Origin of the sequence: Bacillus coreaensis (genome assembly GCF_050586445.1) — a bacterium.
In the GTDB taxonomy this organism is placed as follows: Bacteria; Bacillota; Bacilli; order Bacillales; family Cytobacillaceae; genus Robertmurraya_A; species Robertmurraya_A coreaensis.
In genome coordinates this window covers 160,439-183,658 of sequence record NZ_JBOCCY010000006.1, presented here as the reverse complement: position 1 = coordinate 183,658, position 23,220 = coordinate 160,439, and the positions used below count along the sequence as shown (strand labels likewise).

General features: G+C 39.5%; 23 protein-coding genes. 10 read left to right on the top strand and 13 right to left on the bottom strand.

All coding sequences use genetic code 11. The annotated features are described in order from the left end of the window. Positions 1 to 27: 27 nt before the first annotated feature. Together ACQ5H4_RS11905 and ACQ5H4_RS11900 are read right to left on the bottom strand one after the other, a co-directional pair. The gene (locus ACQ5H4_RS11905; RefSeq protein ID WP_430775121.1) at positions 28 to 2,208 is read right to left on the bottom strand and encodes a malate synthase G; all 2,181 of its coding nucleotides are present in this window, start codon (positions 2,206 to 2,208) and stop codon (positions 28 to 30) included. A 155-nt stretch (positions 2,209 to 2,363) separates the two neighbouring features. Next, on the bottom strand, positions 2,364 to 4,448 hold the full coding sequence (locus ACQ5H4_RS11900; protein ID WP_430775120.1) for a peptidoglycan D,D-transpeptidase FtsI family protein: 2,085 nt from the start codon (positions 4,446 to 4,448) through the stop codon (positions 2,364 to 2,366). 160 nt (positions 4,449 to 4,608) lie between these two features. Here ACQ5H4_RS11900 and ACQ5H4_RS11895 point away from each other — a divergent pair, with 160 nt between their 5' ends. Next, entirely contained in the window at positions 4,609 to 5,382 is a 774-nt protein-coding gene (locus ACQ5H4_RS11895; protein WP_430775119.1) for a TraR/DksA C4-type zinc finger protein, read from the top strand. 22 nt (positions 5,383 to 5,404) lie between these two features. On the opposite strand, the gene ACQ5H4_RS11890 is transcribed toward ACQ5H4_RS11895, so the two are convergent. Next, on the bottom strand, positions 5,405 to 5,656 hold the full coding sequence (locus tag ACQ5H4_RS11890) for a sigma-G-dependent sporulation-specific acid-soluble spore protein CsgA (protein WP_430775118.1): 252 nt from the start codon (positions 5,654 to 5,656) through the stop codon (positions 5,405 to 5,407). Positions 5,657 to 5,805: 149 nt separating this feature from the next. On the opposite strand from ACQ5H4_RS11890, the gene ACQ5H4_RS11885 reads away from it, so the two are divergent. Both ACQ5H4_RS11885 and ACQ5H4_RS11880 read left to right on the top strand, forming a co-directional pair. Beyond that, positions 5,806 to 7,164 carry a S8 family peptidase gene (locus tag ACQ5H4_RS11885; protein WP_430775117.1) on the top strand — a complete coding sequence of 453 codons (1,359 nt, stop codon included), beginning with the start codon at positions 5,806 to 5,808 and terminating at the stop codon, positions 7,162 to 7,164. 49 nt (positions 7,165 to 7,213) lie between these two features. Next, on the top strand, positions 7,214 to 8,248 hold the full coding sequence (locus tag ACQ5H4_RS11880) for a potassium channel family protein (RefSeq protein ID WP_430775232.1): 1,035 nt from the start codon (positions 7,214 to 7,216) through the stop codon (positions 8,246 to 8,248). A gap of 183 nt (positions 8,249 to 8,431) precedes the next feature. On the opposite strand, the gene ACQ5H4_RS11875 is transcribed toward ACQ5H4_RS11880, so the two are convergent. The 3 genes from ACQ5H4_RS11875 to ACQ5H4_RS11865 all read right to left on the bottom strand — a co-directional run bounded on the left by ACQ5H4_RS11875 (position 8,432) and on the right by ACQ5H4_RS11865 (position 11,646). Next, complete coding sequence (locus tag ACQ5H4_RS11875; protein WP_430775116.1) at positions 8,432 to 8,836, bottom strand: YugN-like family protein; 405 nt, start codon at positions 8,834 to 8,836, stop codon at positions 8,432 to 8,434. A gap of 89 nt (positions 8,837 to 8,925) precedes the next feature. Continuing rightward, complete coding sequence (locus ACQ5H4_RS11870) at positions 8,926 to 10,272, bottom strand: glucose-6-phosphate isomerase (RefSeq protein WP_430775115.1); 1,347 nt, start codon at positions 10,270 to 10,272, stop codon at positions 8,926 to 8,928. 210 nt (positions 10,273 to 10,482) lie between these two features. Next, on the bottom strand, positions 10,483 to 11,646 hold the full coding sequence (locus ACQ5H4_RS11865; RefSeq protein WP_430775114.1) for an iron-containing alcohol dehydrogenase: 1,164 nt from the start codon (positions 11,644 to 11,646) through the stop codon (positions 10,483 to 10,485). 176 nt (positions 11,647 to 11,822) lie between these two features. On the opposite strand from ACQ5H4_RS11865, the gene ACQ5H4_RS11860 reads away from it, so the two are divergent. Continuing rightward, entirely contained in the window at positions 11,823 to 12,056 is a 234-nt protein-coding gene (locus ACQ5H4_RS11860; RefSeq protein WP_119709751.1) for a DUF378 domain-containing protein, read from the top strand. A 182-nt stretch (positions 12,057 to 12,238) separates the two neighbouring features. Here ACQ5H4_RS11860 and ACQ5H4_RS11855 read toward each other — a convergent pair whose 3' ends face one another. Continuing rightward, on the bottom strand, positions 12,239 to 13,435 hold the full coding sequence (locus tag ACQ5H4_RS11855; protein WP_430775113.1) for an ornithine--oxo-acid transaminase: 1,197 nt from the start codon (positions 13,433 to 13,435) through the stop codon (positions 12,239 to 12,241). 140 nt (positions 13,436 to 13,575) lie between these two features. After that, positions 13,576 to 13,974, bottom strand: coding sequence for a S1 domain-containing post-transcriptional regulator GSP13 (yugI, locus tag ACQ5H4_RS11850; RefSeq protein ID WP_430775112.1), 399 nt, complete (start codon positions 13,972 to 13,974; stop codon positions 13,576 to 13,578). Positions 13,975 to 14,128: 154 nt separating this feature from the next. Between yugI and ACQ5H4_RS11845 the strand changes: the two genes are divergently transcribed. The 3 genes from ACQ5H4_RS11845 (at position 14,129) to ACQ5H4_RS11835 (ending at position 16,750) form a co-directional block, all read left to right on the top strand. Next, positions 14,129 to 15,475 (top strand): sodium-dependent transporter, encoded by a 1,347-nt coding sequence (locus tag ACQ5H4_RS11845; protein ID WP_430775111.1) that lies wholly within the window; start codon positions 14,129 to 14,131, stop codon positions 15,473 to 15,475. 92 nt (positions 15,476 to 15,567) lie between these two features. Next, positions 15,568 to 15,777, top strand: a complete 210-nt coding sequence (locus tag ACQ5H4_RS11840; RefSeq protein ID WP_430775110.1) for a helix-turn-helix domain-containing protein — start codon at positions 15,568 to 15,570, stop codon at positions 15,775 to 15,777. 115 nt (positions 15,778 to 15,892) lie between these two features. Beyond that, positions 15,893 to 16,750: a DegV family protein gene (locus ACQ5H4_RS11835; protein ID WP_430775109.1), complete on the top strand. Its 858-nt coding sequence runs from the start codon at positions 15,893 to 15,895 to the stop codon at positions 16,748 to 16,750. Positions 16,751 to 17,231: 481 nt separating this feature from the next. Here the strand turns inward: ACQ5H4_RS11835 and ACQ5H4_RS11830 are convergent, their stop codons facing one another. Together ACQ5H4_RS11830 and ACQ5H4_RS11825 are read right to left on the bottom strand one after the other, a co-directional pair. After that, a complete protein-coding gene (locus tag ACQ5H4_RS11830) occupies positions 17,232 to 18,395 on the bottom strand; it encodes an aminotransferase (RefSeq protein ID WP_430775107.1) in 1,164 nt (387 codons plus the stop codon). Beyond that, positions 18,395 to 18,898 carry an Lrp/AsnC family transcriptional regulator gene (locus ACQ5H4_RS11825; protein WP_160546212.1) on the bottom strand — a complete coding sequence of 168 codons (504 nt, stop codon included), beginning with the start codon at positions 18,896 to 18,898 and terminating at the stop codon, positions 18,395 to 18,397. The genes ACQ5H4_RS11830 and ACQ5H4_RS11825 overlap by 1 nt, the downstream gene beginning before the upstream one ends. A gap of 169 nt (positions 18,899 to 19,067) precedes the next feature. Here ACQ5H4_RS11825 and ACQ5H4_RS11820 point away from each other — a divergent pair, with 169 nt between their 5' ends. Beyond that, entirely contained in the window at positions 19,068 to 19,892 is an 825-nt protein-coding gene (locus ACQ5H4_RS11820) for an alpha/beta fold hydrolase (RefSeq protein ID WP_430775231.1), read from the top strand. 43 nt (positions 19,893 to 19,935) lie between these two features. Here ACQ5H4_RS11820 and ACQ5H4_RS11815 read toward each other — a convergent pair whose 3' ends face one another. Continuing rightward, entirely contained in the window at positions 19,936 to 20,196 is a 261-nt protein-coding gene (locus ACQ5H4_RS11815) for a DUF1871 family protein (protein ID WP_430775106.1), read from the bottom strand. Between the two features lie 87 nt (positions 20,197 to 20,283). Between ACQ5H4_RS11815 and ACQ5H4_RS11810 the strand changes: the two genes are divergently transcribed. Continuing rightward, a complete protein-coding gene (locus ACQ5H4_RS11810; protein WP_430775105.1) occupies positions 20,284 to 21,450 on the top strand; it encodes a MalY/PatB family protein in 1,167 nt (388 codons plus the stop codon). An 81-nt stretch (positions 21,451 to 21,531) separates the two neighbouring features. Here the strand turns inward: ACQ5H4_RS11810 and ACQ5H4_RS11805 are convergent, their stop codons facing one another. Further along, the gene (locus ACQ5H4_RS11805; protein ID WP_430775104.1) at positions 21,532 to 21,735 is read right to left on the bottom strand and encodes a hypothetical protein; all 204 of its coding nucleotides are present in this window, start codon (positions 21,733 to 21,735) and stop codon (positions 21,532 to 21,534) included. 76 nt (positions 21,736 to 21,811) lie between these two features. Beyond that, a complete protein-coding gene (locus ACQ5H4_RS11800; RefSeq protein ID WP_430775103.1) occupies positions 21,812 to 22,528 on the bottom strand; it encodes a peptidylprolyl isomerase in 717 nt (238 codons plus the stop codon). Positions 22,529 to 22,623: 95 nt separating this feature from the next. On the opposite strand from ACQ5H4_RS11800, the gene kapB reads away from it, so the two are divergent. Then, a complete protein-coding gene (gene kapB, locus ACQ5H4_RS11795; RefSeq protein WP_430775102.1) occupies positions 22,624 to 23,001 on the top strand; it encodes a kinase-associated lipoprotein KapB in 378 nt (125 codons plus the stop codon). The last annotated feature ends 219 nt before the right edge of the window (positions 23,002 to 23,220 follow it).

Sequence of the window (23,220 nt, the reverse complement as noted above, 5' to 3'; positions counted from 1 at the left end):
TCTTCACCTCACGCCCTGATTTATTGATTATTTTTGATGGGCAAATTTTCTTTTGGCTTCGATTCTTCGACGATGCAAGATGGGTTCAGTATACCCGCTCGGCTGTTCATATCCTTTAAACACTAACTCACATGCTGCTTGGAAGGCAACGGAATCCTCATATCTTTCGGCCATTGGACGGTAATGAGGGTCTCCCGCATTTTGTTCGTCTACTACTTTTGCCATCCGCTTCATCGTGTCTAGAACTTGTTCCTTTGTACAAATTCCATGATGTAACCAGTTGGCCATATGTTGACTTGAAATTCGTAAGGTTGCTCGGTCTTCCATTAAACCAATATGATGGATATCCGGAACTTTAGAACAACCCACTCCTTGCTCGACCCAACGAACGACATAACCAAGTATCCCTTGTGCATTATTGTCTAACTCTGCTTGAATCTCTTCTTTACTCCAGCAACTACGATCTCCTGCCACTGGAATGCTTAATATATCAGCTTGATAGCTTTGTAGGTTTCGCTTCAGTTCCTCTTGAACCGAACCAACATGAACTTGATGATAATGAAGAGCATGCAGGGTCGCTGCCGTCGGTGATGGCACCCAAGCCGTGTTTGCTCCTGCTTTTAGATGACCGATTTTTTGTTTCATCATCTCATCCATCAAGTCCGGCATTGCCCACATTCCTTTTCCAATTTGCGCCTTTCCTTGCAGACCCGCAGTTAGTCCTGTTGCCACATTGGACTTTTCATAGGCTTGAAGCCAGGTGGATGTTTTCATCTCATTTTTTCGTATCATCGGTCCTGCTTCCATGGAGGTATGAATTTCATCTCCCGTACGGTCAAGGAAACCAGTATTGATAAACACTACTCGTTCTTTAACTTCATGTATGCAATTCTTCAAATTGAGACTCGTACGTCTTTCCTCATCCATTACCCCAATCTTTATCGTGTTCCGCGGCACATTGATTAAGTCCTCCACCCTATTGAATAGTTCATTGGCAAAAGCGACTTCCTCAGACCCGTGCATTTTTGGTTTTACGATATAGATAGAGCCCTTAGAAGAATTTTGATAGGAGCCATTTCCTAAAAGAGAGTGCTTCGCAATTAAGCTTGTTAGTACAGCATCCATGATCCCTTCTGGCACTTCGTTTCCTGCTTGATCGAGGATAGCATTCGTCGTCATTAAATGACCAACATTTCTAACAAACATAAGGGAGCGACCTTTTAAAGTGAATGAATTACCCGTTGGACTCGTGTACTCACGGTCTGGTTGCAGTCTACGCGTGAGTGTGGTCGAACCTTTTTGGAAGGTGGCGGTTAAGTCCCCTCTCATTAATCCTAGCCAATTTCGGTACACACGTACTTTATCTTCAGCATCTACTGCGGCAACAGAATCTTCGCAGTCCATAATGGTAGTTAAGGCTGATTCCATGACAATGTCTTTTACACCAGCCATATCTGACGCTCCGATGGGTGATTGGCAATCAATTTGGATTTCAAAGTGGAGGTCGTTATTTTTCAACAAGATTGCTGACGGTTTTTCGGTTTCACCTTGGTATCCGACGAATTGCTGTTGGTTCTTCAGCTGTGTCTTACTTCCATTTGTTAAGGCAATGATTAACTGATCTTCTTGAATATAATAATTGGTTACGTCTGAATGGAAACCTTCCTGAAGAGGAGCCGTTTGATCTAAAAATTGCTTTGCAAAAGCGATTACTTTTTTCCCGCGGATCGGATTATAAGCTCCTGTTTTAGATGCTCCACCTTCCTCACTAATAACATCCGTTCCATAAAGGGCATCATACAGACTTCCCCATCGGGCATTGGCGGCATTTAATGCGTACCTGGCATTGTCGACAGGAACAACAAGCTGAGGACCTGCTTGAAGACTAATTTCTTCATCCACGTTTTCTGTTGTTACTTCAAAATCAGCTACTTCTTGTTCTAAGTAACCGATCTCCGTTAAGAAGTTTTTGTAGGACTCAGGAGTGAAGGATGGTTGTTGTTTATGAAATATGTTGATTTGCTGTTGGAGATCTTCTCTTTTTCTTAAAAGGGCTTCGTTTTTCGGTGTTAATTCATTGAAAAGCTCAATAAGCTCCTCCCAAAATGCCTCTTCATCAAGATGAGTTAGTGGCAACGCTTCCTTTTGGATGAAATGGTAAAGCTCTGCTGCAATCTTTAACTTCCCCTTTGTTACATAAATAGACATTCTCTTTCCTCCCTATGAAAATAGACTGTTTCTTATTACGCAACGCTGTTTGTTATTTTGTATATTTTTATCCTAACACACCATTGTAAGATTATTCAAACAATATTTCCAAAAACAAAAACCTAGATCCAACCGAATCTAGGTTTCTCCCCATTTTATTGTTCTTCTGTTAACAACGCTTCTTCGCCTTCCACATCTGTAGGGATTTCTATCGCTCGTTGTTCTTCGTATTTAATGAACGCTTCAACCACACGATTAGCAATGTGTTTGTTAACCGGATGTTTGTCATTTGAAGCCCATGGAACGACGACAGAGAAAGCTACTTTAGGATTCTCGGATGGGTAGTAACCGACAAATGTTAGGTTGTAGGTTGCTTGTCCCCACTTTGAACGGTCTGGTCCATAGTAATAGGTTTGTGCCGTTCCTGTTTTTCCTGATACGTCCATCGTGAAGGAACCTTTGGCCGTACCGTTCGCTCCATTAACAACTCGGTAAAACCCTTCCCGAACACGAGCCAAATCTTCATCTGTATTTAATACGCGATTTAACACTTCTGTTTTGATGTTCTGAACAACTGGCCCTAGTCCTTGTTCACTAATAGGTTCATGGACACTTGCCACAAGGTGAGGCTTCACACGCATGCCGCCATTTGCAATCGCTGATACGTATTGTGCCATTTGAAGCGGTGTATACGTATCGTACTGTCCAATGGCCATATCGAGTAGCAACCCTGGGTTATCGGGTACTCCTTGGAACCCAGTTGCTTCGTTCGGAAGGTCCACTCCTGTTGACACACCGAGACCAAATTGCTTATAGATGTTTCTTAATCTCATGTAATCCTCTTGTTGAACGGATATAGGAGAGTTAGCCACATAATTCACGCCTGCCATTTTCATAACAGTATGGAACATGTACACGTTACTCGATACTTCTAGAGCTTTTAAGTCATTCAAGCTTCCGAAGTTTTTCCATGATGACTTTGGCTTTGCCCCTTTTAAAAGGATCGGTGAATCATAGAAATATGAACCATGCTTAATGGCTCCTGTTTGGTATCCAGCCAGAACGGTTGCTCCTTTGACTGTTGATCCCATTTCATACTGACTCGCAAACGCTCCAACAGAATAATCGAGTAGTTCACTCTTATTTTCCTGATTAATCATTTTTCCAGCGATGCTATACACTTCGCCAGTATACGGGTGCATCATGACCACAAAGGCACGGTCAAGGAGATTATTTCCTTTTCCTGCTTTTGCATTTCGAATTTCTTCTTCTAGTATCTTTTCTACTTCCTTTTGCAAATCAGCATTGATACTTAAGCGTAAATCCATTCCTCTTGAACCTTCAGAAACGATTACTTCATCAACCACGTTACCGCTTCGGTCGGTTACGTATTTCTTTTGACCTTTATTCGGATGCAGTAATTCTTCATATTGATACTCTAAATAACTTTTTCCCACCCGGTCGTTACGCGAGTAGCCTCTAGATAAGTAAAAATTGCTTCTTTCTTCCAATATCCCCTGCTTGGCTGTTGTTACACTGCCTAAAACCGGCTTCAACATTTCACCATATGGATAAATACGATTCCAATCTGTAATAATTTCTACACCTGGAAGATAGCTAAGATTTTCCGATACGGTTGCCATCTCTTCAAGAGTTAATCCTTCAGATTTAATCGTTTGAATTTCATACATATAGCCACTTGTCATGCGCTTGTAAATAATGGCTTCCTCAAGCTCTTTTTCTTCTATTTCTTTCAAAGCTGTTTCAGGAACTCGCTCGATTTGAAGGGCATATTGTTCTTTCCCGGTAAGCGAAAGTTCTTTTTCCTTTAAAAGCTTTTCTGCTTCGTCTGGATAAGCCGCTAACCAGTAATCTTTTAAATCTCTTTCTTTATAACTCTCTTTTTCTAAGCTTAATAGTTTTGCAAGTTTACGTGTAACTTCAATTTTATCTTCAGTTGTCATGCCTGGTTCTTCTGAAAAGGCGACAGCATCCATTCCTTCATTATCGACAATCACTTGTCCATGTCGGTCATACATTTTGCCCCGTGGTGCTGGCAAACTCACAACCGTCGCATCTAGTCTTGAAACTTCTTTACTATATGATTCCCCGAATACGATTTGTACTAATCCTAAACGGATAATGAGAAGTGTAAATAGACAAAATATAACAAAGAACAGTAGGTTTAAACGAAATGATCTACTTTTTAAATTCTTTTTTAGTAATTCCCTATTCCCCAATTTTCAATTCTCCCTTCCACACCCAACTAATTATAACAAAGTTTTAAGGAGAATTAGGAGACGAATCGACATTTTTTCTAAGCACATTTTACCTTTTATGTTCCTACATGTATTAGTAAATACTAAAACTTGTACCAGACCAGCGAAAGGATTGGTTGAGATGCTATCAAGTCAACAACTACAGCAATTTAAGCAAACGTTAGAAGACCGTAAAGCACAGATAGAAGAGGAATTTGAAAACAATGATCATTTTAATTTGCAGCGAAGTCTTTCCGATTCGGTAAGTGAACTTTCTGTTTACGACAACCACCCTGGTGATGCTGGAACCGAATTATATGAACGGGAAAAAGATCTCGCCCTTAACGAACATTATCGATTGGAATATCGTAATACTCTTGAAGCCATAGAAGCCATCAAAAACGGAACATATGGTACATGCTTGGTTTGTCATAAGGAGATCCCAGTGGAGAGATTAGAAGCTCTTCCCAATACACTTTATTGCATTGAGCATACTCCAGATAAAGTGACCTCTCATGAAAGACCGATTGAAGAGGGCGTATTAATGCCTCCTTTCGGAAAGTTCGATATGGATGAGACCGATGAAAATGTCTCGTATGATGCAGAAGATTCCTGGCAGGATGTTGCAAGCTACGGAACGTCTGAGAGCCCTTCTGATTTAGTGGAGCAAGTGGATCATTATAATGACATGTATATTGAACCGCAAGAAAATGTTGGTTATGTGGAAGATTACGAAAACTTTGTCGGAGTGGATATTACCGGTAAGCATGTGACCGTCTACCCCAATAAGCAACATGAAAAGTATGAAGAGGAACTCGATGAAGAAGGCATTATGACAACCTTTGGTGATCTTCCTGCCGTTGAGCATGACCCTTATACGGAAGAAGCTCTAGAGAGAGATGAAAAAGGACAATGATTTCATTGTCCTTTTCTCCTTGTTAAAAGAGTTGTTCAAACACTTCGTTTAATTGCTTAGCACGAGTATCATCATCTTCATTGTTCGCATGCTGAATTTCTTCCGGCAAAATACTGTTTAAAAAATTATTCTCTTCATCAGATAAGCTTCGAGCAAAGCTTTCTTCACTTGAAAAATGCCCTTGCTCTATCTTATTGAATATGAATTCAGCTGTGTCAGATCGATCCGTATAGTTCGATAATATTTCTCTTAAATAAGCTAATGACTTGTTCATTCGTTTCCCTCCTTTTCATGGCACACACGTACATTTTTGCTGTTTTGCTCGAGATTTATGTATGTTTCTCGCTTCCTTAAAATTACCATCAATACTAGCACTGTTACTGAACATCCTAATAGTAGGAAATAAACGTTGAGGTGAGAAGGATGTTTCGAAGAACAAGACCGCTTATGCTTATTGGATTAGCATTATTACTTATTATAGGTGTTGCTCGAATGATGCCCGATCGAGAAGTAAGAACGCTCGACCGAAATACGATAGATATGCGCAAAGTGAATGTTGAGCCTTCTCAAGAACCAACATCCAAACTCATGCATCTAAATAATGATCCATCCAACAACCGCTTAGTTTCAAAACTTAATCATCATTCAGAAGTTCAAATTATTAACCATAATGAAGATGATCAAAGTCACTACTATGAGCACGAGGCAACTGTGAAATTTAAAACTGACATTACTGATGAACGGCTTGCCCAAATAAATAAAGAGATTGATGCAAGTAGAAGTGAAAAATTAGCGAACCTATATATGTTCCGCTCCAAATCCAAAACGACTCATCAAATGCTCCTTTACTTCCGTGGGTTAGAGGAAGTAGAGTATGCGGAACCTAATTTCATTCTTTTACAAAATGAAGCAGTTGCCCCAAATGACACTTATTATCAAGAGCAGTACCAATGGAATCTTCCTGTAATAGAAACAGAAAAAGGATGGGATATTTCAAAGGGTGATAAAAATGTCGTAATTGCCGTGGTGGATACAGGGGTAGATCTAGACCATCCGGATTTACAACATAAGTTGGTAGAAGGATACAACGCGATTGATGAAAAAGCTACCCCAGATGACGATAATGGTCACGGGACACATGTCGCAGGTATCATCGCTTCCGAAACAAATAATCACGAAGGAGTGGCTGGAATCACATGGTACAATCAAATTATGCCCGTAAAAACATTGGCGAAGGACGGATATGGCTATACGTTCGATATTGCAAAAGGCATTGTCTGGGCCACAGACCATGGAGCCGATGTCATTAATTTAAGCTTAGGGAATTATCAACCCGCTACCGTTTTAAAAGAAGCCATTCAATATGCATACGATAAAGGCGTCGTTCTTATCGCTGCTTCGGGTAATGATAATACGAACCAGCCAAGTTACCCTGCTGCCTTTGACCAAGTCCTTAGCGTATCAGCTATCGGTTATTCAGGGGAACGGGCCTCTTTCTCGAATTATGGAAATTATATCGATGTAGCCGCACCAGGAGTTGATATTCCAAGCACCTATTTCCAAAACCAATATGCCGCCCTTTCAGGAACATCCATGGCGTCTCCACATGTGACAGGATTAGCTGGGCTAATCTTATCTACGAATCCGACCTTATCAAATAAGGAAGTCATGGACATTATCCGTTCTTCAAGCTATGACATTGGAGAAGTTGGGAAAGATGAATACTTTGGCGAAGGATTAATTGATGTAAATAGAGCATTGGCTGCGGCTAAAAGGAAATAACGTAAGACCCTCAATCCTGAGGGTCTTTCTTCGAGTTTAACACAAATGGATATGGTCAATACTTTTAGAGACACTTCCAAGAGGTGAGGATATGCACCACCGAATATATACTAGTTTTTTGCGATTGCCGACACTTGTCCGAATATTAACTATGGCTATATTACTCGTTCTTTTCTTTGGAGCATTGATTCATATTGTTGAGCCAGAGAGTTTTCCTACTGTTTTTGAAGGAATCTGGTGGGCCATTATTACAACATCCACCGTTGGATATGGGGACTATTCTCCAGAAACATTTCTAGGAAGAATAGTAGGAATTCTCCTCATTTTTATAGGTGCTGGGTTCTTATCAACCTATTTTATTACACTTGCAACCACTGCCGTTTCTAGGCAAAACAATTATCTAGAAGGAAAAGTTCATTTTAGAGGAGATAAACATTTGATTATCGTTGGTTGGAATGAACGGTCAAAAGAAATTATTCAAACAATTCGAACACTCGACCAATTTACAGATATTATTTTGATCGATGAAACCTTGGAATCCAATCCAGTTATGGATGCAAAGGTGCATTTTATTAGAGGAAGAGCTTCTCAAGATCATGTCTTAATAAAAGCAAATATAGCAACAGCCGAAAAGGTCCTTATTACAGCCGATCAACATAAGGATGAGCTTGATGCGGACATGAATACGATTCTTGCATTACTTACCATCAAAGGTCTAAATCCCAACATTACTGCCATTGTAGAAGTTCTTACCCGTGAACAGATGGCCAATGCGGAAAGAGCTGGAGCTGACGAAATTATTCAGTCAAACCGAATGATGAGTTATATTATGACCAATTGCATCGCCACTGATCGAATTGTTTCGACTTTTGTTGAGGTACTTGACGAACTTCATGGAAGTAGAGTTCATTTCTATCCAAGTAAAGACTATGTTAATCAATCATTTTATACCGCGAATGGGAGCTTACTTAAAGATGGAAAGCTTTTAATCGGCATTAAAAGAGGAGAAAACACGATGGTGAATCCTCCTCAAGAAACGATTATTGATGATCATGATGAGTTACTAATTATTGACCGGCTTTAGTCAAGGCTCTTTCTTAGACTTTGTTGCTTGAAACATAATTTCAATGATTGTGCTGTGTTTCCGCAGAATATAGTATAAATTTAATAAGAAAGAGCCTACAAACTAAATTCTAAAACTTTAAATAGCTATTTCCACGTTAAAATCGGCTTTAAGATTTTAACAACCATCTTTACTAAAACAGTCTTAGTCAATAAGAATTTGTTCGAGTTCTTGGACGAGTGCCTTACCGATATCTACAAATTTTTCAGGAAAGCTTGCGTCCTTTTCCACTGGTTCCTGAAACTGGTCAAAGGAAGCAGATGCATTACCAATATAAGCATGGTCGTCTAGGTCATCTTGATAAAAATGTGATAGCAAGAATGGTCTTTCAATCGCTACCGTACAATTCCGTGCGTCTAATTGTCCATCAACTACTCGAAACGGAATCCTTAAAAATTGATATCCTTTTTCATCATCAATTTTATAATCTAAATATCCGTGATCATAATCCCAATTACCGCCAATCGTATAACCAAGCGGTTTCAATGATTGCTCTAGCTTATACAAATCAAAGTGCTTGCCTTCAATTTGTGAAGGAATTTGAATCATAGCCATCCCCCTTTTTCTTTTAGTTTCTCACAAAAAAAAGAGTGTTAGTCAAAAGAGAGGAAATCTCTAATGACTAACACCTTTTTTAATTATAAACGCTTTTCAAGCTCTGCTTTCTTCTCTTCGAATCCAGGTTTGCCTAATAATGCGAACATGTTTACTTTATATGCTTCTACTCCAGGTTGGTCAAATGGATTTACACCAAGTAGGTAGCCACTCATTGCACATGCTTTTTCAAAGAAGTATGCAAGGTAACCGAATGTGTATGCATCCATTTGCGGAATCGTCACCACTAGGTTAGGAACTCCGCCGTCTGTATGAGCAAGCAATGTACCTTCGAATGCTTTGTTGTTAACAAAATCAACCGTTTGGCCAGCAAGATAGTTTAATCCGTCTAAATCACTATCTGCTTCTTCGATCGTTAGCTCATGACGAGAATTTTCTACACGTACAACTGTTTCAAATAGGTCACGACGACCTTCTTGAACGTATTGACCTAAAGAGTGTAGATCGGTTGAGAAGTTTGCAGATGAAGGATAAATTCCTTTTTGGTCTTTACCTTCGCTTTCTCCAAACAACTGTTTCCACCATTCTGCAAAATACTGCAAGCCTGGCTCATAGTTAATCAGCATCTCAATGGTTTTCCCTTTGTTGTAAAGGACGTTACGAACCGCTGCATATTGGTATGCTAAGTTTTCTTCTAGCTCTGAGCTTCCGAAGTCATCGCGTGCAGCTGCTGCACCTTTCATCATTGCTTCGATATCTGCTCCACTTGCAGCAATCGGAAGTAAACCTACAGCCGTTAGAACCGAATAACGACCACCCACATCATCAGGAATGATGAATGATTCGTATCCTTCTTCAGTAGCTAGAGTTTTTAATGCTCCTCTTGCTTTGTCAGTAGTTGCATAAATACGTTTCTTCGCTTCTTCTACTCCATACTTTTCTTCTAAAAGCTTGCGGAAAATACGGAAAGCGATCGCTGGTTCTGTTGTTGTACCAGACTTAGAAATAACGTTAAGAGAGAAATCCTTTCCGTCTAAAAGATCCATCACATCTCTCATGTATGTAGAACTAATGTTGTTTCCGATGAAGATAATTTGTGGTGTGCTACGCTTTTCCTTTGGCAATGCATTGTAAAAGCTGTGTTGCAGCATTTCAATGGCAGCGCGTGCACCTAAGTATGAACCACCAATTCCACAAACTAAAAGAACATCAGAGTCTTGCTTAATTTTTTCTGCTGCTTTTTGGATACGAGCAAATTCTTCTTTGTCGTAGTTAACTGGAAGGTCAATCCAACCTAAGAAGTCATTTCCAGCTCCTGTTGCTTCATGTAATGAATGATGAGCAACTTTTACAAAATCACGTAAATAAGTAACTTCATGTTCCCCAAAAAAACTAAGTGCTTTTGAGTAATCAAAACGAACGTGTGTCATGAATGATCCTCCAATGATTTGTTGTTTACTATATCACTTTATCGAAAGCTGGTTAAGGAATCAAGAACCGTCTACTTATGTAAGCGCACACATTTAAAACAAATGTATTAATTGTTAAGAAATGCTCAAAAACCCACCTTCTTACCGTAGTATTTCCACCCAAAAAAAAGAAACACGTGCAATTATGAAAATTGCACGCAAAAAGTTTTTTTATAAAGAGGCACGGTAAATCGCCATGACGTCTTCTTTGTTTAATTTTGTGAAGTTACCGAATTCGCCGTATACCATTGCTTTGTCAGCCATCACTTCGATTTGGCTATCGTCAATGTCGTAGTCTGCTAAGCGTGATGGTGCACCGATGGAGCTCCAGAATTCACGAAGTTTAGCGATTCCTTCTAGACCCACTTCCTCATCTGTTTTGCCTTCTGCGTTTACTCCGAATACGCGTACAGCAAGCTTCTTGAAGCGTTCTGGTTTCACCTTCAAATTATGCTTCATCCAGTTCGGGAATAGAATCGCAAGTCCCCCACCGTGTGGAATATCGTATACAGCCGAAACCGCATGCTCAATATTATGCGATGCCCAGTCTCCACGGTAGCCCATAGAAAGCATACCGTTCAGTGCCATCGTTCCACTATAAAGTATCGTAGCACGATGCTCATAACTTTCAAGGTTTTCAAGAAGCTTTGGCGCCGACTCCATTACGGTAAGTAATAACCCCTCACACATACGGTCCTGAAGCTCAGTGTTTTCGGTTAAATGGAAATAATGCTCAAACACATGGGACATCATGTCGACAATTCCATATACCGTTTGATCTCTAGGAACTGTGTATGTATTTACTGGATCAAGAATAGAGAATTGTGGGAATGTGACTGCACTGCCCCATCCGTATTTTTCATTGGTTTCCCAGTTTGTAATAACTGACCCAGAATTCATTTCTGATCCTGTTGCTGCTAAAGTTAAAACCGTACCAAACGGAAGCGCTTCCTTTGCAACGGCTTTACGTGTCATTAGATCCCAAGTTTCTCCTTCGTACTTAGCACCTGCTGCAATTGCCTTTGTACAGTCAATAACACTTCCTCCACCAACAGCTAACAGGAAGTCAATGCCTTCAGCTCTACAGATTTCTACTCCCTTTTTAACAGTAGACAGACGTGGATTGGGTTCAACACCCGCTAGCTCAAATACCTCAACATCTACTTCTTTTAATAAGGACAAGACCTGATCATATAGGCCATTTCGTTTAATGCTTCCTCCTCCATACACAAGTAAGACTTTCTTGCCGTATTGAGGTACTTCAGCCTTCAATTGTTCGACAGTATCTTTACCAAAAATCAATTTCGTCGGATTAAAAAATGTAAAATTATCCATACTTCATCCTCCTATTCAATCTTTATTATGTTCCAAAAAAGTAGTGAATGCAAAAAAATAGACTCCAAAATTCTTACTATAAAAATGCATAAAAGGTGGGCAGAAATCAAACGATAAGATTGTGTAACTTTATATAGCTAAACTATATAAATAAACCATCCCAAGGAGGAAACAGCATGAGTACCATTCAACGTATTGCACTAGTACTTACCATTATCGGGGCTATCAACTGGGGACTAATTGGATTCTTCCAATTTGACCTAGTTGCAGCTATCTTCGGCGGACAAGGTTCTGCTCTTTCTAGAATTATCTACGGCTTAGTTGGTATCGCTGGGTTATTAAATCTAGGCCTACTATTTAAACCAAATGAACAAACCGTGAGAGATCCAGAACCTAGAGCGACAAGATAAAGCGGAAGCGCCTTGTTCAGCTCCGACAGGCATAAGACGAATCGCGCAGGAAGGCCTGCCTTCTGGAGAGATTTGGCTTATGACCCCGAGGAGCTAGGCGCTGCAGCTAGGCAATTCTCAAAGTTCAAAGAACGTCAAGCTAATAGTAAAAATCCTTGCACCCAAAAAGTGCAAGGATTTTTTCATGCGCTTAATACCTTCTTAATGCGTTCAATCGCCCAGTCAAGGTCTTCGTTACTGATCACTAATGGTGGAGCAAAGCGAATTACTGTGTCATGTGTTTCCTTACATAACAATCCCTCTTCTTTTAACTGCTCGCAGTATTTTCTAGCTGGGACCGTCAGTTCAACACCGATAAACAGTCCACGACCGCGAACTTCTTTAATGATTGGGTTCTTGATTTCTTTTAATTTTGATAGAAAATAGATCCCAAGCTCCTGAGAACGTTCTGCTAACTTTTCTTCTGTTAGTACTTGTAAAGAGGCAATGGAAACTGCACAGGCCATTGGGTTGCCACCGAATGTGGATCCGTGTGACCCTGGATTAAATACACCGAGAACTTCTTTGTTTGCGACAACGCAAGAGATCGGGAATACGCCCCCACCAAGCGCTTTTCCTAAAATATACATATCTGGTTCGATGCCTTCCCATTCACAAGCAAACATTTTCCCCGTACGCGCCAGACCAGCTTGAATTTCATCGGCAATAAAAAGGACATTGTTTTCTTTACAAAGATCAAAAGCAGCACGCATAAATCCTTCAGGTGGAATGACAATACCCGCTTCTCCTTGGATAGGTTCGATCAAGAAGGCAGCAGTATTTGGAGTGATGGCAGCTTTTAATGCTTCGATGTCTCCGTATGGAATCAGCTTAATTCCCGGTAACATAGGTCCGAATCCACGCTTATACTCTTCCTCAGACGAAAGAGAAACCGCTGTCATTGTACGTCCGTGAAAATTACCTAAGCATGCAATAATCTCTGCTTGATCATCTTCTACACCCTTCACATCATACGCCCACCGACGGGCTGCCTTAACCGCTGTTTCCACTGCCTCCGCACCCGTGTTCATTGGCAATGCCATTTCTTTATTGGTCATTTCACAAATCATTTCATACCATGGTCCAAGCTGATCATTATGAAACGCACGTGAGGTCAGCGTTACCCGATCCGCCTGTTTCTTTAATGCTTCAATTATTTTCGGATGACGATGACCTTGGTTCACAGCTGAATACGCGCTAAGCATATCCATATATTTGTTACCTTCAGGATCTTCCACCCAAACACCTTCTGCTCTAGAAATAACAATCGGAAGAGGATGATAATTATTTGCCCCAAACTTTTCCGTTTGCTCAATGACTTCATGTGATTTATTCGCCATATTATTTACCTCCGATCTCATTCATTCGTGGTGAAAAAACTACCTTATCTTAGTGTATCTTAAAAGAATAACTTATGTCCTTTCTCGAGAAAAAAACATAAAAAAAAGTGGGAGAATCTCTCCCACACTTTGATTAATAATTATCTTTGTGATTGTTCAATCCACTCTTGTAACTTGTCTTTTAGCGTGTTAAAGCCTTGTGGTGCTTCTGTATCTTGCTTGATAGCAGCTGCAGCTGTACGCTTTCTTGGCTTCTTCGGAGCAGCCTTTTGTGCAGCTACTGGTGCTTCAGGAGCTTCTACAGTTGCGCGGATAGAAAGACCGATTTTCCCAGCATTTTCATCGATAGAAAGAACCTTTACTTGAACTTCATCTCCTACTTTAAGGTGCTCGTTAATATCTTTAACGAATCCGTGAGTAATTTCTGAAATATGAACTAACCCTTGAGTATTTTCATCAAGTGCAACGAACGCACCGTATGCTTGAATTCCTGTAACCTTACCTGTAACAACACTTCCAACTTCAATTTTCTCTGACATAGAAACACTCCTAAATATAGTTTATTTATCCTTTTTATACGCAATATAAGATTATATCACATTGTCACATCTTATTCAAAAAAATTTACTACACAATAGTCCGAAAATATAGTATTATGGGAAAATATCTTTTAAAGTAGGTGTAAAAACTGTAATGAAAACACATGAGCAATGGACATCAAAGATCGGCTTTATACTTGCAGCAGCTGGCTCTGCAATTGGACTAGGAGCCATTTGGAAATTCCCATACATGGCTGGAACAAATGGTGGAGGACTCTTTTTCCTTCTTTTTTTATTGTTAACTTTATTTATCGGTGCACCGATCCTTATTGCTGAATTTATTATTGGTAGAAATACACAAAAGGATGCAATCACCTCCTATAAAATTCTTGCTCCAAACTCAAACTGGAAGGTTATAGGGTATTTAGGAGTCATTGTTTCAGGACTTATTTTATCCTTTTATAGTGTGGTAGGAGGATGGATCTTATCCTATTTAATCCGTAGCGTTACTGGGAGTTTAACAGGACTTTCTCAGGATCAGTACGGAACTCTATTCGAAACGGTTATTAGTAATCCTATTGAGGCGATCCTTGCACAAGCAATCTTTATGATCTTAACCATATTCGTGATCCAAGGTGGGGTTCAGCAAGGAATTGAGAAAGCTAGTAAGTACATGATGCCAGCCCTATTCATTCTATTTATCATACTAGCCATTCGTTCCTTAACTCTTGATGGAGCCTCAAAAGGGGTGGAGTTTCTCCTAAAACCGAATTGGAGCAGTCTAACCCCTGACACCATCTTGCTAGCGCTAGGACAATCCTTTTTTGCACTAAGCGTTGGTATTTCCGTCATGGTTACGTATGCATCTTATCTCTCTAAAAAAGAGAATATTACGAAGTCAGCTTTTTCAGTTGTTGGTCTAAATATTTTTATTTCTCTACTTGCTGGTATTGTTATTTTCCCAGCGGTATTTGCTCTCGGATTTGAACCTGGGGCAGGCCCTGGTTTAGTTTTTGTGGTCCTCCCGGCCGTATTTAACGAAATGGCATTTGGTGCATTCTTTTTAACAATTTTCCTTGTGTTGCTATTGTTTGCGACATTAACCTCTGCTTTTTCCATTTTAGAAATTGTTGTAGCGGCTCTTGTTAAAGAAAAAACAGAACTGCGTAAACAATGGGCTTGGAAAACAGGGATTGTTATTTTTATCTTTGGTATCCCTAGCGCATTGTCTTTTGGAGTTTGGTCTGATGTTCTTATCTTCGGAAAAACGATTTTTGATTTCGCTGATTTTATCGCAAGTAATATTGGGATGCCGTTAGGAGCCTTTTTAATTTCTATTTTTGTTGGGCACCGGCTTCCATACAAACTATTGAAAAGTGAGTTAGCATTAGGAACGTTTGGGAATATAAACAAGCTGTTTACGATCTGGTATTTCACCATTCGATTTATTGTTCCCGTTGCGATTATCTTTGTATTTTTACGTTCAATTGGCCTTTTGTAACTGTAACGAAACGTTCACGATTAGGATAGATTCTCCCTATCCTAATCGTGATAAAATAAATAATATAATCTTTTTCGAAAGGAAGATGAGCCATGACTGTAATTGGGCAAAACATTAAACGCTTTCGGGAAGAATTAGAAATGTCACAGCAGGAGCTTGCTATTAAGATCCGTGTTGGCACTGCTACGATTGACAAATATGAGTCAGGCCTACAAACTCCTGACACACAAACCATTTTAAAAATATCTACTGTACTTGATATTCCAGTCTCTGAATTGATGCAAGAAGAAAGTCAAATATAAATGGTAATAGGTAAAGCGAGGGATTTGTTCCTCGCTATTCGTTTGTTTCATTCATTTTATTTGGAGATTATTTTTCATTATCATAGTGCTTATATAACATCTTTCGGAGGTCATTATGGCAAAGAAAATTGCTTGGGTAACTGATTCGACAGCTAGCTTCTCAGAAAAAGATCAAACTTGGTTACAACACAATCATATATACGTGGTTCCCCTTTCATTTACGTTTGGAAATGCAACCTTTAAAGAAGGGGTAGATATAACGACTGAGGAATTTTATGAAATGATGAGTAACTCAAGTTTTCCGCCAACTAGTTCACAGCCTGCCTTAGGAGACTTTATTGACCTTTATACCCAATTAAAAGAAAGCTACGATGAAGCAATCATCATCCATGTTTCTAGTGAACTATCTGGGACGTACTCCACATCCACACAAGCGGCCGAGATCGTCGGTTTCCCTGTACATCCAGTTGACTCGTGGATCGGTTCTTTTCCGTTAAAATTCTTAATAGAAGAAGGAATCACCTTGTATAATGAGGGACTAAAGCCGTCTGAAATTGTGAAAGAACTTCTTTCCTTAAGAGAAAAATGCCGCTTGATCTTAATACCTGCAAACTTAGATCAATTGAGAAAAAGTGGACGAGTCTCGAATTTTGGCTCAATTTTAGGAAATCTTCTACAAATAAAGCCAATACTTGCATTTAAAGAAGGGAAAGTAAATATTGTTGAAAAAATTCGTACGATGAGAAAAGCGGAGCAGGCATTAATTGACCGTTTGCACGAAGCGTACAAGCAGGGAATCTATGATCGAATCGGAATTATGCACGCAGGTGAAAAGGAGATCATTGAAGGAATACTTGCAAAAATTGTGTCCGAGTACGCGTCACTGAAGATTGAAGTACTCCCATTAATTCCTGTGGCTGGTGTTCATACAGGAGTGGGAACTATTGCTTTGTCATACATCATGAAGGATTAATTTTAAAAGGACAGCTGTTTAAATAAGTATAGGGTTCCGTTTTGAAGTGCTTTTCTGTAACCAGCAAAAGTCAAATAAGCGGAGAATTTCCGGTTAGATGCAAAGTGGAGCCTCGTTTTGGGGTAAATAAGGGGAGTTTTTCCGCTTATGCAAAGCAAAATCTTTTATTTTCGAATTTTTCGAGCCAATAGGCGGAATCTCTCCGCCTATTTAAGCTTTTTTTAATAATAATTTCTAATTAAGCGGAATTTCTCCGTCTATTTATCAGCTAGGCTGCTTAACCTTATCCACCAACCGATAAGTGCAGAATCTCTTGAAGCTAGATGGGTGAATCAGCAGTGAAGAAAGAATGGCATTTCGTAGAAACTTTAATAAATAAAGAAAGACGTATGTCACACATCCATACGTCTTTTCTTGTGTCTTTTAATCAGAAAGCACCCGAATGCAGAAAATAAGTCAGTTGTCCTTGCTTATAGGGTAATTACTTCTCAACAAACCGTTTCATTCGTTTCACGGCTTCTTGTAAATGTTCCATGGATGAAGCGTACGAGCAGCGAATATGTCCTTCTCCGCTCCTTCCAAACACATTACCTGGAACAACTGCTACTTTTTCTTCGATCAATAATTGTTCAGCAAATTGCTCTGATGACAGACCTGTACTAACAATGGATGGGAAAGCATAGAACGCACCACCAGGGGTATGACAGGAAAGCCCAATATCATTTAGTGACTGAACAAAATAGTTTCTTCTTCTGCGATAACTTTTTTTCATTTCCTCTACGTCTTCTCTGCCGCCTTTTAATGCCTCAAGTGCCGCGTACTGTGCCATTGTCGGAGCGCACATCATGGCATATTGATGAATTTTTAACATGGCTGCAGTTAGTTCCTCGTTCGCACAAACAAAACCAAGTCTCCAACCTGTCATTGCAAAGCCTTTCGAGAAACCGTTAATAAGAAGGGTTCTATGTCTCATGCCTTCAATCGCCGCAAAACTTACATATGATTCATCATAGGCAAGCTCTGCGTAAATTTCATCAGATAACACGAGAAGGTCATGTTTTTCAATAAATATGGCAAGCTCTGTTAATTCTTTTTCATTAAGCATCGTGCCTGTTGGATTATTGGGAGAACAAAGCATAATCGCCTTCGTCCGGTCGGTAATCGCCGTTTCTAACTGATGAGTTTGAATTTTAAAATCGTACTCTTCAGTTGCTTGAACCGCAACCGGCTTTCCACCTGCTAACGAAACGAGTGGTGCATAAGAGACGAAGCTTGGTTCAATCACAATGACCTCATCACCTGGGTCGAGGATCGCACGTAATGCGATGTCTAATGCTTGGCTTGCTCCAACCGTAATGATTATCTCGCTTTTCGGATTGTAATGCACATGAAATTGCTTTTTCATATACGAGGACACTTCGTTACGAAGCTCTAATAATCCAGCATTGGCTGTATAAGATGTGTATCCTTGCTCTAGGGAAAGAATGGCTGCTTCTCTAGCAGACCAAGAGGTAACAAAGTCAGGCTCTCCTACCCCTAAGGAAATAACTCCTTCCATTCCTGCCGCAAGATCAAAAAACTTACGAATTCCAGATGGCTTAAGGTCTTCCACCGTTTTTGCCAAATAAGATTTTGTCTGTTTCATTATGGTGACACCACAATTCTCTTATCATCGTCTGCTAATGGTTCAAAAATCGTTCCATCATGCTTATATTTCTTCAAAATAAAATGGGTAGTTGTTGATAAGACAGAATCCAGAGTGGATAGCTTATTAGAAACAAATCTAGCTACTTCATTCATCGATTTCCCTTCAATAATGACGCTCAGATCATAAGCACCTGACATGAGATAGACAGACTTTACTTCCTTGAATCGGTAGATACGCTCTGCTACTTCATCAAAGCCAACTCCTCTCTTCGGAGTGACCTTTACATCAATCATAGCTGTAACGCCTTCATGACCATCAATTTTAGACCAGTCCACTACGGTTGTGTAATGAACAAGAACCTTCTCTTTTTCAAGCTTCTTAATAAGCTCATCTGTCTCTTGCAAGCTTAGTCCGATCATTTTTGCTACATCTTCAGATGAAATTCGGGCATCTTTTTCAAGAATTTCTACAACTTCGAGTTCTTTTTCCGAAAGTTTCATGTGTTAACATCCTTTTCTGCTTTATCGCTTAAAATAGTTACATTATAACAAAAATGCGTAAAAAATAATTTAATTTTCAAATTTATCATTAGATTTTTTTATGATTGTTTTTTTCATTGAAGGGTATTCTATGAAAAAACAAAAAGCCGTTAAAGGAGTGAATACAACTATGAATGACGCTAGCATCAACGGTACGATCAATATTAACGGAAACGACCTGTATTATGAACATTACAAGCATTCTCATGCAACAGACACACTATTGCTCATTCATGGGTTTCTCTCGTCTACCTTTAGCTTCCGAAGACTAATTCCTCTTCTGCGTGAAGAATTTAACGTTATTGCCATTGATTTCCCGCCATTTGGCAAAAGCGGTAAATCGAAGAAATTTATTTACTCGTATGAAAATATAGCCCATGTGATCATTTCCTTTGTGGAGCATCTTCAAATAAAAAATGTATCCATTATCGGCCACTCGATGGGAGGACAAATCGCGTTAAAAATATCGCAATTACGACCTGATCTTGTAAACCGGTCGGTATTATTATGTAGCTCCGGATATTTAAAACGCATGAAGCTTCCTCTTGTGTTATCCAGTTATCTCCCTTTTTTCCACCTGTATGTAAAAAGACATTTAGCGAAATCAGGTGTAAAAAAAAATCTCCTCAATGTCGTGCATGACCATTCAATGATTGATGATGATATGTTGAACGGATATTTAGTCCCTTTTTTAAAAGGAGATATTTTCCCAGCCTTAACTCGGATGATACGGCATCGAGAGGACGAGCTGGATGAGTACGACCTAAAGAAAATTGAGACCCCATGCCTGCTCATTTGGGGCGAGCATGACAGAGTCGTCCCACTTAGGGTTGGAAAACGATTGAAGCAGGATTTAAAGAACTCCGAGCTCATTGTATTAAAGGAGACAGGACATCTTGTACCTGAAGAACGACCTGAAATAGTTCACAAGTATATTAAGGAGTTTCTTGTATAAATAAAGCTTCAAGACGAGGATCCGCTTGAAGCTTTTTTTAACATTACAACGAGCAAGAGCTCTCGTTTTTAATGGCTAACAATTCTTCGGCCATGCTTGTACATTCAGATAAAGGAATGATTTCTTCAAAAGAAAACTCATATATGCTTTGGATTTTTCGAGCAAGCTCTTTTGCAGATGACAAAACATGTACCGCTTGAATCGTATCCGCGATTTCCGTATCATAGCTGTCTTCCCCATATCCGAGTGGATCCCAATCCATAAGACGCTGTAACAAACTTAAATTCATTTCGAGCATTTCCATGTAAAATCACCTTTTATTTTATCTTTTCGTTCACATATCTTATCATATTACATAGATCAAATAAAATGGAAAAAGGTGAGGTACTTTATGACTACGTATGATTTTGATAAAGTGATTGACCGAAATAATACTGGATCTGTTAAATGGGGGCTCCTCCACGATGTGTTCGGAAGCAGTAATCTTCATCCAATGTGGGTGGCAGACATGGACTTCTCACCACCTGCTGAAGTAACAAATGCGATTCGAAAACGATTAGAGCATGAAATTTTCGGTTACACCTTTGTTTCCCCGTCTGTTGGAAAAGCCATTCAGGCTTGGGTGAAAATAAGACATCATTGGGAAATTCGACAGGCATGGATTACATACAGTTCAGGAGTCGTCCCAACAATCAGTACCGCCGTTCGAGCATTTACTTCTGTTGGAGACAAGGTGATGCTTCAATCACCAGTGTACACTCCTTTCTTTTCCATGGTTGAAAAAAATGAACGAGTGGTCGTAAACTCTCCATTAAAAAATGTAAATAACCGTTATGAAATCGACTTTGAGGATTTTGAAGCTAAGTTAAAAGAAGGCGTTAAGCTATTTATCTTATGTAATCCCCACAATCCAAGCGGAAGAGTGTGGAAAAAAGAAGAACTCCTTCAAATCGGTGAACTTTGCAAAAAATACAATTGCTTGATTTTAGCAGATGAAATTCATTCCGATCTTGTATTTGAAGGAAATACGCATGTACCAATTGCAAGCTTAGAGGATTTTGCTGATTTTGTTGTCACTTGTATTGCTCCTAGTAAAACCTTTAATTTAGCAGGCTTGCAAGCTTCTGCAGTGATTACGAGCAATCAGAAACTTCGAGAGCTATTCCAAGATGAACAGCAAAAGCAAGGTTTTCATACATTAAATACGTTTGGCATCGTCGGAATGGAGGCCGCTTATCTTCATGGTGAAACATGGTTAACCGAAGCGCTTGCCTATATCGCAGAAAATATTCGCTATGTACAGGAGTTCCTAGAGGCCGAGCTTCCACAAATAAAGATGATGCAGCCGGAAGGAACGTACTTAATCTGGATGGATTGTCGTGAGCTTGGACTTTCAGATGATGACTTAAAGAAAGTTCTTATCGAAAAAGGAAAAATAGGACTCGAGCCTGGACCAAAATATGGAGCTGGTGGAGAAGGCTTTGTCCGTATGAATGTGGCGTGCTCAAAAGAACATGTAGTAGAAGGATTGGAGCGCTTGAAAGCAGCATTTGCTTAATAATCAGACGGAAGAGTAGGATTCTCTTCCGTCTTTATGTTTCAATTTATAAAAACGCACACTTTCCTAGAAAAGTGTACGTTATCCTTTATTTTGGTGCTCACTCATAATTTGGTTCTCTAATTCTTTTGCTTTCGCTTCTTCTTTTCGTGAGATTTTGACGATAAATCGCATCGTGAAAATACAGAGGATTAAGAAGATCGTAAAAGAAATAGCAGCTGGGATATATTCAGACTTATCTTCAGGAAAATATAGAAACAATGATACTATAAACCCATCGATCATAAGGATCTTCCTTTCTGCAAACAAGCAGTCATTCATGCTTATTATATCAAGGTTCCTTTCCTCCGTCCAAGGACAATTACTTTAGCACGGTAATCTTCTTGATGACAACATCTTCTTCCGGCTTATCCCCTTCACCTACTGCAGTGGTAGCGATTTTATCCACCACATCCATCCCTTCAATCACTTGACCAAACACGGTATGTGCTTGATCGAGCCATGGAGTACCACCATCTTCATACTGCTTGATCACTTTATCGTTGTAACCAGCCTGCTTCATTTGGTCTACTAAGCTAGATTCGACTGTTTTATTTTGAACGATAAAAAACTGACTTCCATTCGTGTCTGCTCCTGAGTTAGCCATGGATAAGGCGCCTCTGAAATTATAAAGCTGATCTGAGAACTCATCTTCAAATGGCTCTCCATAAATGCTTTCTCCACCCATTCCTGTTCCATCTGGGTCTCCACCTTGAATCATAAAGTCATTGATCACTCGATGGAAAATAACTCCTTCATAATAACCCTCTTCACTATGAGTAATAAAGTTTTCTACTGCCTTTGGAGCTTGTTCTGGGAACAACTTGATTTTGATATTCCCCATGGATGTTTCCATTTCAACTAATCTTTCCTTTTCACCAACCTCTGTAGTTGTCTGTGGAAGCTCAATATTCTCTTGGTTAGCGGTTTCATTATTGCTTGCATTTCCATTCGAATTTCCAGTACCTTCTTCATTGCTTGTCCCACATCCAGTGACAAGAAAAACAACGAATAATAAACACGCTAGGAATTTCTTCATGTAATCACCCTCCAAAATACTTTGTTTTTCATAATGCTTACGTCATAATTATTATCATATACAGTTCTAGCCCAATTTGAAAGGAGAAACAAAAAATGTCCGACATTCAAATCGGTGACAAGGTCACAGCTATTTATAAAACCGGAAAGTATATTGGTGAAGTAACAAACATCCGCCCAGAGACCATTCTTGTTCGGGTCCTCGCTGTTGTTACACATCCGACTCAAGGAGATTTACATAACCATAAGGATGCAGATGTGCCTCTGTTTCATGAAAGACGAGCTCTTGCTTACCGAGAACAAGCCAATATCCCTGCAAAAATGGTAAAGCCCTATACAGACGACATTCCTGAATACAAGGAGTCACTAAAAGGGGCGATTCAAAAATTAAGAGACCAGTTATCTGGCGATGACTCCCAGTGGGCAAAAAAGAGCCTTGAAAATATTTCGACACTTGAAAAAGAATATTTTTAACAAAGGCTCTTTTCTAAAACATTGTTGCTATATACACACTTTTTAGGAAATTAAGTATATGTTTCAGCAGCCAATCAGAATATTTTCATCCTTAGAAAAGAGCTACTCTCCAAATAAATCAATAAACCCAGCGTTATACGGGGAAAAATCCGGCTTTTGGGATTTTTCCAAAACAACAAACTTTACGAAAACAGCCTTAACACATAAAAGCCAAATCCA

Bases quoted from the DNA above. Each gene is read 5' to 3' on its own strand.
- ACQ5H4_RS11810 (WP_430775105.1), top strand. From the start codon at position 20,284: ATGACTACGTATGATTTTGATAAAGTGATTGACCGAAATAATACTGGA.
- ACQ5H4_RS11815 (WP_430775106.1), bottom strand. From the start codon at position 20,196: ATGGAAATGCTCGAAATGAATTTAAGTTTGTTACAGCGTCTTATGGAT.
- ACQ5H4_RS11820 (WP_430775231.1), top strand. From the start codon at position 19,068: ATGAATGACGCTAGCATCAACGGTACGATCAATATTAACGGAAACGAC.
- ACQ5H4_RS11835 (WP_430775109.1), top strand. From the start codon at position 15,893: ATGGCAAAGAAAATTGCTTGGGTAACTGATTCGACAGCTAGCTTCTCA.
- ACQ5H4_RS11830 (WP_430775107.1), bottom strand. From the start codon at position 18,395: ATGAAACAGACAAAATCTTATTTGGCAAAAACGGTGGAAGACCTTAAG.
- ACQ5H4_RS11860 (WP_119709751.1), top strand. From the start codon at position 11,823: ATGAGTACCATTCAACGTATTGCACTAGTACTTACCATTATCGGGGCT.
- ACQ5H4_RS11825 (WP_160546212.1), bottom strand. From the start codon at position 18,898: ATGAAACTTTCGGAAAAAGAACTCGAAGTTGTAGAAATTCTTGAAAAA.
- kapB (WP_430775102.1), top strand. From the start codon at position 22,624: ATGTCCGACATTCAAATCGGTGACAAGGTCACAGCTATTTATAAAACC.
- yugI (WP_430775112.1), bottom strand. From the start codon at position 13,974: ATGTCAGAGAAAATTGAAGTTGGAAGTGTTGTTACAGGTAAGGTTACA.
- ACQ5H4_RS11905 (WP_430775121.1), bottom strand. From the start codon at position 2,208: ATGTCTATTTATGTAACAAAGGGGAAGTTAAAGATTGCAGCAGAGCTT.
- ACQ5H4_RS11870 (WP_430775115.1), bottom strand. From the start codon at position 10,272: ATGACACACGTTCGTTTTGATTACTCAAAAGCACTTAGTTTTTTTGGG.
- ACQ5H4_RS11890 (WP_430775118.1), bottom strand. From the start codon at position 5,656: ATGAACAAGTCATTAGCTTATTTAAGAGAAATATTATCGAACTATACG.
- ACQ5H4_RS11805 (WP_430775104.1), bottom strand. From the start codon at position 21,735: ATGATCGATGGGTTTATAGTATCATTGTTTCTATATTTTCCTGAAGAT.
- ACQ5H4_RS11845 (WP_430775111.1), top strand. From the start codon at position 14,129: ATGAAAACACATGAGCAATGGACATCAAAGATCGGCTTTATACTTGCA.
- ACQ5H4_RS11885 (WP_430775117.1), top strand. From the start codon at position 5,806: ATGTTTCGAAGAACAAGACCGCTTATGCTTATTGGATTAGCATTATTA.
- ACQ5H4_RS11855 (WP_430775113.1), bottom strand. From the start codon at position 13,435: ATGGCGAATAAATCACATGAAGTCATTGAGCAAACGGAAAAGTTTGGG.
- ACQ5H4_RS11875 (WP_430775116.1), bottom strand. From the start codon at position 8,836: ATGATTCAAATTCCTTCACAAATTGAAGGCAAGCACTTTGATTTGTAT.
- ACQ5H4_RS11895 (WP_430775119.1), top strand. From the start codon at position 4,609: ATGCTATCAAGTCAACAACTACAGCAATTTAAGCAAACGTTAGAAGAC.
- ACQ5H4_RS11800 (WP_430775103.1), bottom strand. From the start codon at position 22,528: ATGAAGAAATTCCTAGCGTGTTTATTATTCGTTGTTTTTCTTGTCACT.
- ACQ5H4_RS11840 (WP_430775110.1), top strand. From the start codon at position 15,568: ATGACTGTAATTGGGCAAAACATTAAACGCTTTCGGGAAGAATTAGAA.
- ACQ5H4_RS11865 (WP_430775114.1), bottom strand. From the start codon at position 11,646: ATGGATAATTTTACATTTTTTAATCCGACGAAATTGATTTTTGGTAAA.